This window comes from Aeromonas sp. FDAARGOS 1415 (assembly GCF_019048365.1).
In the GTDB taxonomy this organism is placed as follows: domain Bacteria; phylum Pseudomonadota; class Gammaproteobacteria; order Enterobacterales; family Aeromonadaceae; genus Aeromonas; species Aeromonas taiwanensis.
Window position 1 is genome coordinate 2680287 of sequence record NZ_CP077363.1, and the last position, 18042, is coordinate 2698328.

The following is an 18042-nucleotide window of genomic DNA, read 5'->3' on the forward strand; positions in this document are numbered from 1 at the left end:
GATCACTGTGTTGTGATGATTGACTGAAAAATAAATGTTGCTGTCATTTTCCGGTTTGGGCTGAATGCATTTATTGCCTCTATCGGATCTATCGAGTCCAGTGCAGAAAAATTAATATTTAAAAAACGAGCCCGGTCTGCCATGCATTCGATAATGTAGTCATCGACCAAGTAACCGGTGGCTTTGCTGATCCGCTGAGTAAATCCACAGATGCTGACGTTCTCGAAAGGTAGTGCGTACAGGGTCGCTCCAATCAGCCGAAGTAAAATGCCATGCACATGACGGGCATAAGCCTCCCTGATTGCCTTCTGAGTCATTTCCTTCTCGACAATCTGAGTACCTTGGCGATTCAGAGCAAAGGTCGCTTGCGGCAGATCTTCAATCTCTGGCAGGTCAACATCGATCCGGGTCAGGGACTCTTCTGGATTTACTTCGAAAGAGATGACGGTCTCCCGAGGCCAATCCATCTGCTTCAATACTTCATCCAAAATCGCCTCAAAAAAGGCTGTGTCACTGGCGAAGCGAATACCTGCCTGCGCTACGGATGCACTCATCGTTTCTTGGTGACGGGTTGATTCACTCTGCCAAAGTGCATACTGCTCGGCCCATGCAGCGCGTTGGCTTTGATAGCGCTGCTCTGTCAGCTTTTTCTCTCTTTCCCAGTCCTGTACAGCTCGCTCCCAGTTTGCGAGAGCAAGCGTCTGCCTCTCTTGTCTATCCGCATCGGACTCGAAAAGCTTTTTAAAAAAACCAGCTCCCTCTTCGCCTGTCGGTTGAACAGGGGGAGGGGGGATCTCCGGCTTTGCTGGCCGGATAGGAGCCTCGACGGAGTATGGCTGACTGGCTGCTTTTAAATAATGTTCGCGCAGCTCGTCCATGCTATGCCCAAGTGTCGGATCCGGGGTCATGGTATGGACATTGATCACCTGCTCAATCACGGTATTCATCTGCTCGGCAGAGGCCAGCAGCGAACTACGTAACTGTTCTTTCGTTTCGGCACTAGCTCTTGCCGCGTTGTTTGATGAGGCAGCAGCTTTATCAAGTCTGGTTCGATAACTCAGACCCGTGCCAGCTAGCCCTATGTTTGCGTAGGTGCCGCGACTACCAAAGGAGATGGACGCTCCCCTCGGGCCGACACTTAAGCTAGGGCTACCATTACTGAGGTTCAGTCGAACGCCCGGAATAATGGTAATGCTGCGACGAAATCGAAAGCCCATTGATGTTACCCGTGTTGAGCCTGCATCGAGGGTGAAGCTGCGGCAGGTGAAGGTGCTTGAGCCACACCGAAGTAGTGGACGCGATCCAAAATGCTTTGTGCCCAACGGCGATGTGTCGCCGGTTCACACATGGCACCACCAGCTTTGAAGACGGCCTTGGAGGAATTATTAATACGCAAAGCGTCCTCGTGGTCAAGGGAGCTGACCATCAGGGCTTTTTGAATAATCCCGATCTGATTCGGATGAATAGCAGTCTTCCCGACCAAGCCATGGGCGACATCAAGGGCCAGCTCTTTCTCCAAGAGACGGTGGTCATCAATGTGCTCGCAAACAGGTGCAGTCAGGGCAAACCCTTTGGGGCCAAATACCGCGACGAGCATTTTGATGACATACCCCATGGGGCCGTCATAGAGGGTGAACTCGCGAGACCGACGCAGCGATACACAGTTCATCAGGTCGTTGCCGCCGATACGCAATGCGATGATCTTGTCACGGCATTCATGGGTTTCCAGTGCAGCCACCAGCTCTTGCATGGCATTGACATCAAAAACATCTTCAGTTTCCAGTGTCGGCATCCAGTGAAGGTGAGTATTCGCCAGCATGGCTGACCAGTCTGCCAAGCTAGCAAGGGTGAACTTGGGCAGCACAAAGCCATCTACAGCGCTCAGATCGTATTCATCGACCAACTGCTGACCGATTTTCTCGTTACGAGGCCGGATGAAGATCAGCGGCCAACCGATCAGGCTGTGGCACTGCTTTTCCTTCGACAGGGCCACCAGCATCCCCTTGAGGTTTTCCATGGCAGCAGCTAAGTCCTGCTCGGTCACAGCATCCTCAAGACAGATAACCAGTGAACGCAGTCCGACAATTTTACCGGTCACGATGGTATCAACGATGTCATGGCGGGTCGCGGGCATGTACAGCGTCGCCCCAAGACCATAAGCAGAGATTCCTTTTTTCATTCAGATCACCTTTTTAATAATGGTCACGGCGCGATACTGACCAATCAGATCACCGACTTCTGTGATTTCAATGCCTTTCTCTTTGGCGAGATAGACCAACAGAGAGACATCGGGGTCATTGATGGAACGCACGAGCACATGGTCTGGTACTCGGCGCAGGACAGCACGGGTCGCTTCGGCGATCCCCGGCTTGATGCGGTTTATGCTGGAAATTTCGAATCGGTCGGCCAGCATTGCAATGACGGCCTTGCTCTGCTCCCAAAGTTGAGCCTTCACCGGGGCCAGTGCAGCGACATCGATAGGGGAGACGAGCATCTTGTCAGAGCGGCAGCATTCCTCAACCGCATCAGCCAGCGCCAGACCGCATTCATACTCGGTCAGATGGTTGCACACCATGCACTGATGGAACCCTTCTTCGCTGAAGAGAGAGCGGGAGATCATGCCAGATACGGGCGCCCCCATGATACCGAACGGGATCAGCCAATCGTCTTCAGTGGCAGACATCCACGCGCAGCCGCACGGATCGGCCAGTACCACAAGCCGGGGTTGAGCTGGATAGCCAGCGCGGCCAGACAGGGCCTTGGTCAGCTCTTTGGTGATGGCGCCTTTGCCTGTCCAGCCATCGACCCAGACGATGCCTTCAGTGCCATGGCGCTGCTCGATAACAGAGAGGGCCGCTTCGTCAATCCCGCGATCACGGATGATGCTGATGCCGTAGTGATAAGACTCCTTACCCAGCATGGTCAGAGCGCGTTGCAGCATGACCCCGAGCGGCACACCTGCTCGCACCAGACTTGCCAGTACAATCGGGGTGTTACCGTACTCTTTGATTAGCGAAACAGCCAGCATCATCACTTCGGTCGCCAGACGCTTGGCTCCGATGGTGGTCGCCTTGCTGAACAGATCGAGGTGGTAGGCGGTCGGGGCAGGCTCTTGACTCAGCATGTCTGAGTAGTGCTTCTTGCCCGACTGGATCAGGGCCTCTTTTTCCTCAACGGAGGTCAGTTCGATGGTGACAGGAGTCAACAGGAATTCGACATCACCTTCACGGTAAGAGCCGGTAAAAACGGGTTTAGTGGTCACAGGTTACTCTCCAAAAACGTTGGTCTTGATGGCATCAACAAACTGGCTTTGCTTCGGCATACCAAACCAAGAACAGAGGCGAAGGAAGCTGAAATCGGTCAGGCTGTCGCCAAGGCCGATGGTGGGGAAGGTGCCGCGCTCTGCCCGCAACTTGGTCAACAGGTGTTGAGCTGCGAGTCCTTTTTCAATGCAAGTCGGTAGCCACGCGATGTTGTTGCTATTGCGGTGGACATAGAAACCATCTGTCCCGAGAATTTCTTCAACCTCATCGCCAATGGCGTTGAGTTCATGCAGCTTTGTACTGTCGGTATGCTTCATTACCAGATAGATGGGCATATCGTCGTATTCATAATTGATACGTGCCCATGCTGCGATGCCGCGCTCAGCCATCAATTCCGTAATGGCCTCCTGCATGTCCAGCAGGCGCTGACGATAGGGTTGTAGAGCGGTTGTGATGTGCTCTTGCCACTCTGGATCGCACTTGCCATCCGGGGTCAGGATGACCGCGCCGTGGGTGGTGATCGCCCAAGAGGTAAAGGGGATCTGCACACGCGAAAATTCTTCAGTACCACGGGCAGTGACGGGGATAACTTCGGCATTTGCCAGCAGCCAATCGACCAGCATGGCTTGCTCTTCGTTCATGTAGCTGCGCGGGCTCAAGCTGCGATCCAGTGCCCCGACACGGAAGGGCTCTTGTGCCAGCTCATTGACCATTTTGCGTTTGGTCTGAAACAGTGTGTCGTCCAGATCGGGAAGAACAACAGGTCGAACGATGGTATTGGTCATGGCTGGGTTACTCATAGGTAATGATCTCAACGTGGTTTGCGATAGCCTTCAGTTCTGTCAGCAGCAGCGGATCGAGGCTGTAGGCAGGTGTCTCGCAACACAGATAAATTCGGTCAAATCGCTGGTGGGCGATGTTGTAGGCAAAATTCGGGATCCCCAGACCGTAGTTATCGGTGAAAGTGATTGCAGATTTGATGGCGTGACCAATCGCAATAGGGGAACGCGAGGTTGAGCTGAAATAGACGTCAGCACCCTGTTTTTCCAGCTTTTCAGCCAGCAAGAAGGGCTGCCAGACAAATTCGCTGGTGCCAAGTACCAACACCTTGTCAGTCGGGGAGGCTTCGATATGCAAACCAATCCGGCAGAAGGTCTCATCCATTCCCAAACGGCCCCAACACTGAGGGCCGACGATATCAACAGCTCCCTTGGCTGTTACATTCACGCTCGGCATGACAGGACTGCTGGCTTGCGGATCTGCTTCCCACGACCATTTGCCTTGAGTGAGAGAGATGGAAGTGAGTGCAGGTACATCGACTTTATCCATCAGGGCATCCTGACTCCAGTCGGTCAGGGTGACGGCTACCAGATGTTCAATGCCATCCAGTCCCGCATCCACCAGTGCGGCATAGAGGTTGGCAAAGGTGTTGCCCGTCGTAGCCTCGTCGTCGATCAGTACCAGCGTTTTCGCTTCTTCTACACGTTCAGCCAGTGTCGGGTCTTCCGGCCAGTAGATAAGGTGATCGGTCGCATGAGAGTGATTTTCTTTAAACTCGCACAGCAGATCACCGTCAACCGGATGGCGGGTTGATGTCAGAAACACAGATTCAGACAGGGAAGCGCTGGCTTCCTGATATACCCCGGCAGCAAGGCCGACAGCGGTTTCGGCCATCCCGATAAACAGGACAGGCTCAGGCAGATCATCAGGCATTTGAGACGCGAGCGTCTTGTAGCTGTCTCGCATCACGTTTGGCTTGATGGGGATATGGCGACCCAGCAATTTGCTGACAAACAGAAACGCCCGCTTCGGATTACGACGCTCGGCAATTTCAAATAAATCGTCCAGCGGCGCAGATTGCTGACTGACAACGGTCACTGTGCCAGTTGACAGTTTGCGCTGGAAAACTTGCTCGTGATTACTCATGCCTGAGTGCCTTCGATTTCTTTAATTTCGGAACCCTGTTGCACAGGGAGCGCAATAACGCTGCTCACAGAGCGCACGACCGTAGGAGTAAAGCCGTCTTTGCCCATGGCAATCGCAGTCTCTTGGTCAATCAGCCCCAGTTTGCGCAGGGCAAAGATGCCGGGCAGGTTGATTCCGCAGGAGCGGGAATAGCAGATCCCGCCAGATGGGCGCATGTTGATTTCAAGCAGCAAGGGCTTGCCCTCGCTGTTGTTGCGAGTTTGGACGTTGACCAGCCCATCAGCTCGCATCAGTTCGGCACAGGCTTTAGCTAACTCGAAAGCTTCGCCGGATTGCTCAATGTATTGCAGGGGGCCTTCTTTACGACGACTTACCGCCGCAATGACTTTGCCCTGCTCGACCAACATATCGACCGAGCGCTCCGGGCCGACCAGATAGGGCATCATCACCATGGACTCGGGCAGCTTGTTCGGGGTTTCACTGCGCATCGCCGAGACATAGGTGTGAGGATGAACACGACGATTGTCAGGGTTGCTGAAAGCGGCCATCGGGCCAACCGAAGGGTCAAGGATCCAGAAACCAATCCCGTAAATGCCGACGACCGGCTTGATACAGGACAGCTCCCCCTCAACGAGCTTCGAGCTGATTTGGCTTTCCAGCTCGGAGACGTCATTGATCTGCACGGATGGCACGACAGGCAGCTTATATTGCTCCATGAAATGGGCGTAACGTACTTTGTCGTCGGCCAGTGAAATCATATCGAGATCCATCGAGCCAGTGGTGAGAGAAACCCCCAGAGATTCGATCTCCTGACGGCGCTCTTCAAACCAATGGCAATTACGGCCAGTATGAATTGCAGCGACGTTAAACTTCGCCACTACATTTTTAATAAACTCCAGACGCTCTGAATCCTGTTTTGGCTCAGTCAAAGAAACATCGGCTACCGAGGTGATTTCGGGACGATTGCCTCGATGTGAAGCGATCACCTTAAATGCATGACCTAGTTTTTCACGCATATCCGTTACAGCAAGGACAATATCTCGCTGGGAGGACAATCCCTCCATGAACCAAATAGACTTGAGCATTGCGTTGACCTTTAAAAAGCAGAAAGTAAGAAAGTTCTTTTCGTGGGGTTACTGTATGCTCGCTGATGATTAAGGTCAATCATATTTTGATTGACTTCATCTTGGAGACATGACGACTATATAAAGCAGAGGAAGGGCAGATGGTAGGGCGTTAGGTTTTAATGTTGACGATGGTGCAACATGCCTTACTTCCTAAAGATGATGTCCAGCCATTTATTAGTGAAAGCTTAAGTAAACTTGCCGTTCGCTTGATATATCAGCTTGAGTAACGCATTTTTTTTAAAAATTCATCAAGTTGTAAAATTAAAAAAAATGAATTCAAAACGTGAAAAATTGCAAAAAACTCGGTCAGATTATGATTGACCTCAATCTGTGGGATGGCTAACAATAGACGCATTCGGTTCATACCCATCCGAGACAAGAGTTGCTGCAAGTGTTAAAAGGTATTGCTCGAAGCTCGGTATGTCGTCTTGTGAACAATGACGATATTTTTAAATCAGATAAGGAAGAGTAACAGATGAATTCAGTATCTCTTGCAAAACACCAAACCATCTCGCTGGCAAAGCAGTCTGGCGCGGCGCTCACCAAGCTCGAATTCGGTTTGGGCTGGGATCCGGCCAAGGCAAAGAGCGGCTTCTTCGGAAAGATGTTCGGTGGCGGTAGCAGCGACTCAATCGATCTGGATGCCAGCGTCGTGCTGCTGGATGCGCGTGGCAACAAAATCGATACCGTCTGGTTCCGTCAAACCAAGTCCAAGTGCGGCTCTATCAAGCACAGCGGTGACAACCTGACAGGTGAGGGGGATGGCGACGATGAAACCATCTACGTTGACCTGACCAAGCTGCCGAGCAATGTGGAACACCTCGCATTCACCGTGAACAGCTTCCGTGGTCAAACCTTTAATGAGGTTGAAAATGCCTACTGCCGCGTCGTTGACCAGAATGGCAAAGAGCTGGCGAAGTTCAAGTTGACCGAACAAGGTAGCCACACTGGGGTTCTGATCGCCTCGCTCGAACGCAAGGGCGGCGAGTGGGCCTTTACCGCTCAAGGTATGGCCTGTACTGGCCGCACCATCGATGACATGTACACCCAGATCCTCGCGCAACTGGTGCAGTAATGGAACTCATCCAAGGGGGCAACGCCCCCGTTCCAACCCAACCGCTGATCGTGCGGGTGCTCTCGGGCGCTGACGTGGATGTCTCGGCTTTCCGCCTCTATGCCAATGGCAAGGTGCAGGATGGCGTGGACATGATCTTCTACGGTCAACCTCGGAGTGATGATGGGGCCATTGTGTTGGCTGGTGGGGCGCAAAATACCTCATTCAACATCAACCTCGGCGCTATTCAACCGTCAGTGCAGAAGATCGCTTTTTCCGCCACGGTAGATGCCGGGATGGTGATTGCCAGTCTGCGCACCCTGAAAATTCAGGTTGAGCAAGGGGGCACAGTGCTGCTCTCTGGCGAAGTGCCGATGGTCGGTCGTAATGAAGCGGCCCTGATCTTGGGTGAGCTGTACCGCCGAAACAACGAGTGGAAGTTCCGCTTCGTTTCGCAAGGGTTCAATGGTGGCCTCAAGCCGCTGGCTGAGCACTTTGGCGTAGTGGTATCGGATGATCAAGCGCCGCCTCCTGCTCCAAAACCGGCCCCGGCCCCGGCCCCGGCCCCAACCATCAGCCTGCAAAAGGTCACGTTGAGCAAAGAGAAGCCAACCGTGAGCCTGACCAAGCAGGGGGACAAGTTCGGCAATATCCGCATCAACTTGAACTGGCATCGCGGCACCAAAAAGAGTGGGTTCGGCTTGGGGATGTTCGGCAGAAGCAATCAGATCGATCTTGATTTGGGGGCGTTTGTTGAAACCCAAGATGGCAATCGTCATGTGGTGCAAGCCCTTGGTAATGCCTTCGGAAGTCTGAATCGCTCACCCTTTGTTGAACTGCAAGCAGATGATCGGACGGGTGACAGCGCTGATGGCGAATGGATGTTCGTCAATGGGGCACAATGGGACAACATCAAGGAAGTCCTGATCTACGCCTTTATTTATGAAGGTGTACCGAGCTGGGAAAATACCGATGGTGTGGTCACGCTGCATATTCAAGGTCAGCCGCCTATCGAAACACACCTGACAGAGGGGGATTCAGGGCGCGGAATGTGTGCCATTGCAAGGCTGGTAAATGATCGCGGGACTATTAAGGTTGAACGGATAAACCGTTACTTCAATGGTCACAAGAATATGGATGATGCCTTTGGCTGGCGATTTCGCTGGACTGCCGGAAGCAAATAATCCACCAATCCTTAATGGGGGTCGTATGTCGTTTTTTGATAAGGTTCGCAAGACCTTTTCCGAAGGTCGCGCCGAATTGGTCGCACAAGTAGGGCGTTTTAAAAATAAGAAGTTTATGGAGGGCACTGTCGCCGTCTGTGCTTACATCGCCACGGCATCCAAAGGCGCTGATAGCGGTGAAAAGCAGAAGATGATGGGGTTCATCAAGAATTCTGATGAGCTGAAAGTCTTTGATACCAGCGAAGTGATCGCGTTTTTCAAAAAACTGGAAGACGGTCATCAATTCGACGCCGATATCGGCAAGGGCGAGATGATGAAATATATCCTCGCGCTGAAGGGTGATGAAGGCGCTGCGCAATTGGCGCTCCGGGTAGGTGTTGCTGTTGCCAAAAGTGATGGTGACTTCGACAGCGCAGAAAAGCAGGCTGTCAAAGAAATTTGCATGGCCCTCGGGTTTGACCCGAACGACTATCAACAGTAATTAAGGAAAAGAAAACATGGGTTCTACGCATATTGGCTTCCCGCTTGAAACAGTTGCAGTGTTCGTGCTGCTATCTGTTGGGGCAATCCTCATCGATCTGTTCATGCACCGTGATGACAAACCCATCCCGTTGAAGAGTGCTGTACTGTGGTCACTTTTCTGGGTAGCCATCGCGTTTGCGTTCGCAGGCTTCCTGTACGTGCATCACGGCGCGGAAGTGGCAAGTTTGTTCGTCACCGGTTATGCCCTCGAAAAAGTGCTTTCCGTTGATAACCTGTTTGTCATGATGGCGATCTTCTCTTGGTTCTCTGTGCCGGACGGTTATCGTCACCGGGTACTGTACTGGGGGGTGATTGGTGCAATCGTGTTCCGTGGCATCTTTGTTGCCATCGGTACTGGCCTGCTGGCGCTCGGCCCTTGGGTGGAACTGGTCTTTGCTGCCATCGTAGGCTGGACGGCTGTCATGATGCTGCGCAGTGGCGATGACGAGGACGAGATCGAGGACTATTCCCAGCATCTGGCATATCGGATGGTGAAGCGCTTCTTCCCCATCTGGCCGAAACTCAGTGGTCACGCTTTCCTGCTGAAGCAGTCTGAAGTTGATGCTGAGCTGGCTAAGCCGGAAAATGCGGGAATTCAGGTCGGTCGTGTCGGTAAGGCAGCATTTTACGCAACCCCCCTGATGCTCTGCTTGGCTGTGGTGGAACTGTCGGACGTCATGTTTGCCTTCGACTCCGTACCTGCCGTCATTGCAGTAAGCCGTGAGCCTCTGATCGTCTACAGCGCCATGATGTTCGCCATCCTCGGCCTGAGAACCCTGTACTTTGTGCTGGAAGCGCTCAAGCAATACTTGGTGCATTTGGAGAAAGCGGTAATCGTGCTTCTGTTCTTCATTGCCATCAAACTTGGCCTGAATGCGACAGCACATATCTTCCACCACGACTACACGATCTCTGCTATGGCAAGCTTGGGTGTTGTTCTGGTAGTGCTTTTCTGTGGTGTGTTTGCGAGTTTCATCTTCCCCGAAAAGAAAGATGAGGCGGAAGAAGTAAAACAGCAAAACTGATTTTTTTAAAACATCAAAAGAGGGTAATTTCGATGACTACTGTTGTTTCTCTTTCAAAAGGCGCCAACGTATCTCTGACCAAAACTGACCCGTCCATCAAACGAGTGCTGGTCGGGCTGGGCTGGGACGCTCGTTCCACCGACGGTCAGGATTTCGACCTTGATGCTTCGGCGTTCCTGCTGAGTGCATCGGGTAAGGTTCGCTCTCCGGCTGACTTCATCTTCTACAACAACCTTGCGAGTGTTGAAGGTTCGGTGAAACACACTGGTGACAACCGTACTGGTGAGGGGGATGGCGACGATGAAAGCCTGAAGATCAACTTGGATCTGGTGCCCGCCGATGTCGCCAAGATCGTGTTTGTCGTCACCATCCATGATGCTGCTGCTCGTGGTCAGAACTTCGGTCAGGTCAGTGGTGCCTTCATCCGTCTGGTCAACGAAGACACCCAAAAAGAGGTCACTCGCTATGACCTCTCTGAGGATGCTTCCACCGAAACCGCCATGCTGTTCGCAGAGCTGTATCGTCACAACGGTGAATGGAAGTTCAAGGCAATCGGTCAAGGCTACAAAGGCGGTCTGTCTTCGGTCTGTGCCGAGTATGGCGTCAGCGCAGCCTGATAAATATGTGAATCAGAAAATGATGTAAATGTTTTTTCCACCTATCTTCTTTCACGTATTGCTTTTGGTGTGGCGCGTGTTGTTGTTTGGGCATGAATTCAAGTAGCAATATCAGTGCGCTAAAAATCGTTTAAAAATGCAATAAATAGAAGGGGGGGGCTCCCCCCTAAATCAGGGGACTTTCCCCAAATCAAATCGGGAGTTTTAAAATGGGTGTATCTCTGCAAAAAGGCGGTAACGTTTCTCTGACCAAAGCTGATGCCGGTCTGAAAGTGGTAATGACTGGTCTGGGTTGGGATCAACGTGTAACTGACGGCTCTGCGTTCGACTTGGACGCCTCCGTCTTCATGGTTGGCGAAAACGGCAAAGTTCTGTCAGATGCAAACTTCATCTTCTACGGCCAAAAAACCAGCCCCTGTGGCTCTGTCGAACACCAAGGTGACAACCGTACTGGCGAAGGCGCTGGCGACGATGAGCAAGTCAAGATCGACCTCTCCAAGGTGCCTGCCGACGTCAAGAAGCTGGTCTTCGCCGTCACCATCCACGAAGCTGAACAGCGCAAGCAAAACTTCGGCATGGTCTCCAATGCCTACATCCGCATGTCCAACAACGAAAGCCAAGTAGAACTGGCCCGCTTCGATCTGTCCGAAGATGCGTCCGTGGAAACCGCCATGATCTTCGGCGAGCTGTACCTGAACAACGGCGAATGGAAGTTCAAGGCCGTTGGTCAAGGTTTTGCTGGTGGCCTGCCTGCTCTGGCGACTGCCCATGGCGTAAATCTGGCTTAATAGGCCAAAAAAGAATTATTCAGGGGCAACCATATGTTGCCCTTTTTTATATTTAATTTCAGGGGAAACTTATGGCAAGGAATAATCGAGCTAATGAAGAGATGATGAAATATGCATTCATAGCTCTTGGAGTGATTTTATTTCTCCCGTTCATGTTGTTTTCATATCTTCACTATAGCAGCATTAAAAAACGCCACATAAAGGGCTCCTGCACCCAGCGGGTGTATGATGTTGGTTTGCTGTGGAGAAGTATCATATTCAGCTCAGGCATTATCACCACTGGCCTTATTGCCATGTTTTACACCAATAGCTATTTGCTTTCGGCTATCCCTCCTGAATATGCGAAGGTGCTTTTTGGCGTTGACATATTGGTTGTGATTGCCTCTTTGTATCCAATTAAAAAGATGGCAGAGCGAGTGGCAGTACGATATTTCGGGGTTATCTTCGACGACAATGACAAGAAGATGGTAATCCCGGCTGATCTTGAAAATTCAAGTTTTGGCGAAAATCTTCGTTTGAACTTCATCAGGAAGATGGGGGATTATGAGGAGATTTATATTAAAGATATTTCTAGCGTCACGAGAGAGAAAGGCGTGAACTTTTATATTCATGGGCACTTTGGTTCGAGAAAAATCAACTTCAGCAATAAACAGAAGCGCGATGAATGTCTATCTGCCTTGCAGGCCAGAACTTCTGTAAGGTTTGGGCGAGATCTCGGGTATTGATTTATTAATAGCTATGCGGGGTGTGATATGGAATTGATTTCTGGTCAGAACGTGCAGTTGTCGGGTCATGAGCTTGTTATCGAGGTAACTCATCAGCAAGGTGGTCAGTTCAGTGGCGACATTGATACATCGGCATTTTTATTAACAAATGCTGATAAGGTGCGTAGCGACAGCGACTTTATCTTCTACAATCAGCCCGAGTCACCGGATAGCGCAGTCAGCTACGCGAAGACTGCCACCGGGGGCCGCTATACGGTGAACACCTCAAAGGTAGATGAGGCAATTCAGAAGATCGCTCTGACGATGGTAATTGACGGCAGTAGTACCGTCTCCGATCTTTCCTCTCTGGGGCTGAGCATTGCCGGTCAGGTTACTTATCAAGTGCCGCTGGTGGATCGCAGCGAGAAGGCTCTGATCGTAGGCCAGATTTACCGTCACAACGGTGCATGGAAGTTCAAGGCCCTTGGGATGGGATTTAACGGCGGTCTGGCCGCTCTGGCAACCAACTATGGCGTGGTGGTTGATGATGAGCCGACAACCCCGGCACCAGCCCCTATCCCTGCACCCAGCAAACCCCCTGTAGGCGTGAGCCTTGAGAAGAAGCTGGCTGAGCAAGCCCCTTACCTTGTCAGTCTGGCAAAGCCTGTTGGTGTGAGTCTGGCGAAGCACAAGCTTGAGCAAGTGAAAGCCAAAGTCGCCTTTGTGCTCGACGCTTCTGGCTCTATGTCGGGCCAGTTCCGAGACGGCAATGTTCAAGCGGTTTTGGAAAGGATCGCCGTGCTGGCAGCCCAGTTTGACGATGACGGGCAAATGGATGTTTGGGGATTTGCTGAACGACACAAAAAATACCCCGATGTCTCTCTCAGTAATCTGAAGGGGTATATTTCAGGCATTCAGACCTCTGGCAAGAGAGGCATGTTTGAACTACTCCCAGCATTGGGTGGAACGAACAATGAGCCACCAGTAATGAATGAAATCGTGGACACCTTCAAGGGTAGTAAGGAGCCTGTCTACATCGTCTTCATCACCGATGGTGGCATCAGTAAAACTCGGGCAATAAAAGAGGCAATTCGTGAATCTGCCAACTATCCAATATTCTGGAAGTTTGTCGGGTTAGGCGGGCGGAATTACGGTATTCTGGAAAATCTCGATGATTTTACCGACCGGGTGATCGACAATACGGACTTTTTCCCGATAGACGACTTCAAGAGCATGTCAGATGATGTCTTGTATGACAATCTGCTTACGGAGTTCGCCGGATGGCTGAGTGAGGCAAAGCGCAAGTTGATTATTGTCTAGTCGGTATATTAAGCAAAAAAGCGCTGAAGGGCGCTTTTTTTGTTATCAGTTGGTACTAATTGCAAAGTGCAAAGTGCAAAGTGCAAAGGTACAAGGGAAGGTGCGAATAAGTACCCTATGTGCCAAAACTAAAAAGTTTAGCCATTTAATATCAATAAGTTAGAATGGTGTGTTTTTGTGCCAAGTGACTTGTTAGCACCTTCCCTATAACTCTCTCTGAGCAAGGTCCCGTGATGGGACGAAAATATTTGTTGCATAAATCTATGTGACTATGGTTGTTAAAAATGCTTTCTATTGCACACGGAGAGGTATCATGAATAATAAGACAAAGAAACCGTACATTTGAATAGTGACAATTATGAAATATCTTATGAGCCTCAGATGATAAGTATGGCCTGCTTCTCGCGGAGCGAGGAATTCGCCTACTTATTACCTATCTATAAATCAATCGTAGTTCGGGCTACAATTTTGAGTTTTGCACCACTGTGGTGCATTTACACCAGTTACAATAAATCACCTCAAAGACCGCCCTTGTCACAAGCACCTCATACATCGTTCTTGTCCACTTTGTATTGAACGACTGATTCTGAATCGAGTTGACTGTTGAGATAGAACACTCATCCCCTCAAAATTATTAGAGTTTATAGATATTTTTGCCATTTTAGGGCTCAATTATAATGTTTAACTAATAATTCAAGAAGAAAGTCAAGATATTTTTCTTTACCCTATTGCAAACGCTTTGGAATAAGCATATCGTTCTTTTCGTACATACCAGTCAGTGTATGTAGATACATAATTTATATTTATGAATTTTTCCAAGAGATTAAAAAATCTCTAAGGGGCATACCTACGCAAAATTTTGGGTGTGAATGCTAGAGAAGTATTTAAATATTTAATAACTATAATAAAAGTGTAGCGTTGAAAAACGCCACCATATTATTATAAAAACTAAATGAGGTGGATATGATTGTGTTGAGTTGTGGCGATAACTGCCAGTTGAAATTTGGGGTTGATGAATCTAACGCGCTGAGGGATAAAATCGTAGAAATTATTGGCGATGGTGAGTCTAGGAATTCAGTAAGATTAATCAGTGACAATAAATCGGGATTTGATGCAGTGAAAATTGCATTCGATTATAAGATCACAGTCGTGCTTGATGGGCATGAGTTTAAGACTTGTTCGAACAAGGTCAATCTAGGGTTGCTGCTTCTCGGGTATGCTAAAAATGAGGTGGAGGAGCAAGAAGCAATTGATTTTGTGGCGCTAAACTCTCATCATTTTTGCCCAGAAATAATGTCTCAGACGTCTCTAATTGATCATGTTTGGTCTCAAACTAGTAATCGATTCCATACTAGAATCGCCGAGGCTATAAACAAACACTTGTTTGCTAAAAAGAGCGCGGTATCTTTGGCGCACAATTTCTATACTAAGAATGATAATATTACTGAAACTAATATCGATCTTTGTCACGAAAGATTGTGTCTAGATCGTTTCCCTGGGATTCACATAGTTGTCACTCCGCCAGGGACTGGTAAAACAACTAATTGCCTAATACCCACATTCGACGAGGCTGGGAATAATGGTATGCATCCTATTTTTTTAAATCCATCTCGAGCTTTCAATAATTCTCTGTATCACAATCTGGATAATCGAAACTATCAGACAGATACTCCCAAAAATAAAACCGGTGTCTATGGTGTTGCTCTGAGCATTTTATATAATAAAAAATATAAGCATGTACGGGATAAGTGCCAAGCTTTAATTATAGATGAATTTGAGGATGTTTTTAATTTAATGCACTCAGAATTGGGCATGAGAGTCTCAGTTGATGAATATATTGAAAGGATGGATAATTTCAAAAAAATTATTGCTGATGCCAGCACTGTTGTTATTGCCGATGCATTTTTAAGTCAGGACTCATTTGATTTTATTTCAGATTTAGCTACGCTCAGTAATAAAAAAGTGTTCGTATATAGATCATCCAAACCTAGGAATATGCCAGAAATCTTTTTAACAACTAAACCAGATATTATAAACAAGATCAATGAGCGTGCATCAAGTGGCAAAAAATGTATTGTATTTAGCGACGAGGCACACAATGCAAAAAAATCAAATGTTAACGTATTGGTAAATGCAATAAATACACCAAAAAAAATATTAATCGATGCTGACACTGCTCGTAAATTCCCTAATGGTGCTATAAACAAAAATGTTAGCAGTAAACTGGTGTCAATTTTTACACCGGTTGTGAAAAATGGATTTAGTTTCACAGATAAGGATCTAACATTTACTGCAATTTTTTCAAATGGGCTCGTTCAGCCTAATGATATTATGCAGTTTGTCCACCGAGCGAGGAATGCTAATAATGCATTTTTAGCGCTTCTTGGTGGCAAAAATAGGGTATATAAAAATAGCGATCATATCATTACAGAGTTGGTGATGTCAGCGTTGGGGTGTGATTATTCTATTGAACGTTTGCATGAGTATTGCCACAACCCCACATTAATGCATATGGTTAACCGATTGTTTATTCAACATAAATTGTGTTTGGATTATAATTTCACCCTACTAACAATGCTGGAACAACAGGGGTATAAAATTAGCTATCTTTTACCTGAGCTGAAAAATTCAGATAAAAAAATGCTTGAGTTGGCTGAGCTGAAAACTGAGGAGGAGCGAATTTTCGGGTTATTAAATAGAAGTGAATTTTATGCTCAGGAAGCTTTTGATATTGAGCGTTTTTACGGTGAGGAATTAAGTGAGGAGTTGATAAAATTTGATGATAGAGGAAATACTCGCAGAATAATTACGAATAACATCCCATTACATAGATTGGCTGACGATTCTAATAGTCAAGAATCCGTAACATTTGCAATGATAAGATCGCTCGCCAATGAATTAAATCTCAGTGGCAATTATTCCTTCAGTGGTTATGAAGCCGATAAATTCCTAGAGTGGATTGAGAATGGAAAATTTAAGTTTGGTCATGAACTCATTGCAGTAAAAAAATTCTTTAATAATGACTATTTTATCATTCCATCTAACAGGAAAATTCCAATTAAGTTTTTAGAGTCATTTCTTAAAAATAATTTTGGCTATGAAACTTATATGAGTCAGGAACAAAATTACTATCGTGATGGACCAGGGGCGGGTCGTTCAAAAAGAACTGTAAAAAAAGCGCGTCTGTCAAATGATATTAGAGAGTGGGTTGCTAAAATTATGAGCCGTTACTAAAATAGATCGCTATTGGTATTGCTGTTACTATCAAAAACACCGGTCTTGAACCGGTGTTTTGTACGCTTATCCAGTCTATTTGTTAGGGAAGGTGCTAACAAGTCACTTGGCACAAAAACACACCATTCTAAATTATTGATATTAAATGGCTAAACTTTTTAGTTTTGGCTCATAGGGTACTTATTCGCACCTTCCCTAACAGTTATTTCGGGAATTCAGATAATAAGTGCGACACTCATGGATGAATGGCGAGAGGTGGCCAACTGCTGATTGGTGGTACCCTTCTGCTCGCCAAAGTAAAAGCAGTATCACCATGAGCTATCAGCAGTTGACCGAGGGGCAACGATACCAGTTATCGGTGCTTCGCGCACAGGGGATGTCCATCCTTGCCACCGCACGCGCCATTGGCGTTCATCGCTCCACCCTCTACCGGGAGCTGCGTCGTAACGCCGGGCCGCAGGGCTACCAGCCAGACAATGCGCATCAGCACGCCACCCACCGACGGGCCAGTGCGGCCAAATCTCGGCTATCTGCCGATGTCATCCAGTTTGTCGAGCTGACACTCGCCTGGTGGTGGAGCCCGGAGCAGATAAGCGCGGTGGGCAAGCAGATAGGCCTCATGGTGAGTCACGAGTGGATATACCGCCATGTGGCCGCCGACAAAGCCCGGGGTGGCCAGTTGTACCGCCATCTGCGCCAGGGCCACAAGCGCTACCGCAAGGGGGCGAGCAGCCTGCGTTCTCCCATCAAGGAAGCCCGCTCTATTGATGAACGGCCGGCTATCGTCGATAGCCGGGAGCGGCTCGGTGATTGGGAGGCGGACACGGTGCTGGGCAAGCAAGGCACAGGTGCACTGGTCACCCTGGTGGAGCGCAAGAGCCGGCTCTATCTGGTTAAGCGGGTCGCGAGCAAACAGGCTGGGGTGGTGCGGGATGCGATAATCGAGATGTTAACGCCCTACATCGAACAGGTGCATACCATCACCTTTGACAACGGCGGCGAGTTTGCCGAACACAAGGCGATAGAGGAAGCGCTGGGTGCCGAGACTTACTTTGCGCACCCTTACTCTTCGTGGGAGCGCGGTCTGAACGAGAACAGCAATGGGCTGTTGAGGCAGTTTATCCCAAAGGGAACAGACCTTAGAGAGGTCACGGACGAGGATGTCAGGAGAGCGGAGCAGTGGCTCAACCTACGACCTCGGAAATGTTTCGGATTCAGGCAGCCTGTCAAGGTATTCGAAGAGTACCGTCAGGCGGCATAGGCGAGTGTCGCACTTCG

Annotated in this window: 16 protein-coding genes; 10 read left to right on the forward strand and 6 right to left on the reverse strand. The window is 49.0% G+C overall.

The window, feature by feature from the left end; translation table 11 throughout:
* Nucleotides 1–2: 2 nt before the first annotated feature.
* Genes I6L45_RS12800 through I6L45_RS12825 form a run of 6 tightly spaced genes read right to left on the reverse strand, consistent with a single transcriptional unit; the run spans nt 3 to nt 6274 of the window.
* Nucleotides 3–1217: a DUF4236 domain-containing protein gene (locus tag I6L45_RS12800; protein WP_113721933.1), complete on the reverse strand. Its 1215-nt coding sequence runs from the start codon at nt 1215–1217 to the stop codon at nt 3–5.
* Nucleotides 1218–1222: 5 nt separating this feature from the next.
* Entirely contained in the window at nt 1223–2179 is a 957-nt protein-coding gene (locus I6L45_RS12805; RefSeq protein ID WP_216944562.1) for an HpcH/HpaI aldolase/citrate lyase family protein, read from the reverse strand.
* Nucleotides 2180–3262: a cysteine protease StiP family protein gene (locus tag I6L45_RS12810; protein WP_216982257.1), complete on the reverse strand. Its 1083-nt coding sequence runs from the start codon at nt 3260–3262 to the stop codon at nt 2180–2182. It abuts the gene before it with no gap.
* A gap of 3 nt (nt 3263–3265) precedes the next feature.
* A complete protein-coding gene (locus tag I6L45_RS12815) occupies nt 3266–4048 on the reverse strand; it encodes a hypothetical protein (protein ID WP_254203870.1) in 783 nt (260 codons plus the stop codon).
* Nucleotides 4049–4055: 7 nt separating this feature from the next.
* Nucleotides 4056–5189, reverse strand: a complete 1134-nt coding sequence (locus tag I6L45_RS12820) for a phosphoribosyltransferase domain-containing protein (RefSeq protein WP_216944559.1) — start codon at nt 5187–5189, stop codon at nt 4056–4058.
* On the reverse strand, nt 5186–6274 hold the full coding sequence (locus I6L45_RS12825) for an ATP-grasp domain-containing protein (protein WP_113721938.1): 1089 nt from the start codon (nt 6272–6274) through the stop codon (nt 5186–5188). The genes I6L45_RS12820 and I6L45_RS12825 overlap by 4 nt, the downstream gene beginning before the upstream one ends.
* A 517-nt stretch (nt 6275–6791) precedes the next feature.
* On the opposite strand from I6L45_RS12825, the gene I6L45_RS12830 reads away from it, so the two are divergent.
* From I6L45_RS12830 to I6L45_RS12875, 10 genes are all read left to right on the forward strand, one after another.
* Nucleotides 6792–7391, forward strand: a complete 600-nt coding sequence (locus I6L45_RS12830) for a TerD family protein (RefSeq protein ID WP_113721939.1) — start codon at nt 6792–6794, stop codon at nt 7389–7391.
* Complete coding sequence (locus tag I6L45_RS12835) at nt 7391–8554, forward strand: TerD family protein (RefSeq protein WP_113721940.1); 1164 nt, start codon at nt 7391–7393, stop codon at nt 8552–8554. Before I6L45_RS12830 ends, I6L45_RS12835 begins: the two co-directional genes overlap by 1 nt.
* Nucleotides 8555–8579: 25 nt before the next feature.
* Nucleotides 8580–9035, forward strand: coding sequence for a tellurite resistance TerB family protein (locus I6L45_RS12840; protein ID WP_113721941.1), 456 nt, complete (start codon nt 8580–8582; stop codon nt 9033–9035).
* Between the two features lie 16 nt (nt 9036–9051).
* Nucleotides 9052–10101 (forward strand): TerC/Alx family metal homeostasis membrane protein, encoded by a 1050-nt coding sequence (locus I6L45_RS12845; RefSeq protein WP_113721942.1) that lies wholly within the window; start codon nt 9052–9054, stop codon nt 10099–10101.
* Nucleotides 10102–10133: 32 nt separating this feature from the next.
* A complete protein-coding gene (locus I6L45_RS12850; RefSeq protein WP_113721943.1) occupies nt 10134–10718 on the forward strand; it encodes a TerD family protein in 585 nt (194 codons plus the stop codon).
* A 209-nt stretch (nt 10719–10927) separates the two neighbouring features.
* Entirely contained in the window at nt 10928–11506 is a 579-nt protein-coding gene (locus tag I6L45_RS12855; RefSeq protein WP_113721944.1) for a TerD family protein, read from the forward strand.
* Between the two features lie 71 nt (nt 11507–11577).
* Nucleotides 11578–12231 (forward strand): hypothetical protein, encoded by a 654-nt coding sequence (locus I6L45_RS12860; protein ID WP_149153937.1) that lies wholly within the window; start codon nt 11578–11580, stop codon nt 12229–12231.
* A gap of 27 nt (nt 12232–12258) precedes the next feature.
* Nucleotides 12259–13530, forward strand: coding sequence for a VWA domain-containing protein (locus I6L45_RS12865; RefSeq protein WP_216982258.1), 1272 nt, complete (start codon nt 12259–12261; stop codon nt 13528–13530).
* Between the two features lie 963 nt (nt 13531–14493).
* A complete protein-coding gene (locus tag I6L45_RS12870) occupies nt 14494–16764 on the forward strand; it encodes a hypothetical protein (protein ID WP_216982259.1) in 2271 nt (756 codons plus the stop codon).
* Between the two features lie 313 nt (nt 16765–17077).
* Nucleotides 17078–18025 (forward strand): IS30-like element ISAs2 family transposase, encoded by a 948-nt coding sequence (locus I6L45_RS12875; RefSeq protein ID WP_139700491.1) that lies wholly within the window; start codon nt 17078–17080, stop codon nt 18023–18025.
* Nucleotides 18026–18042: the final 17 nt, after the last annotated feature.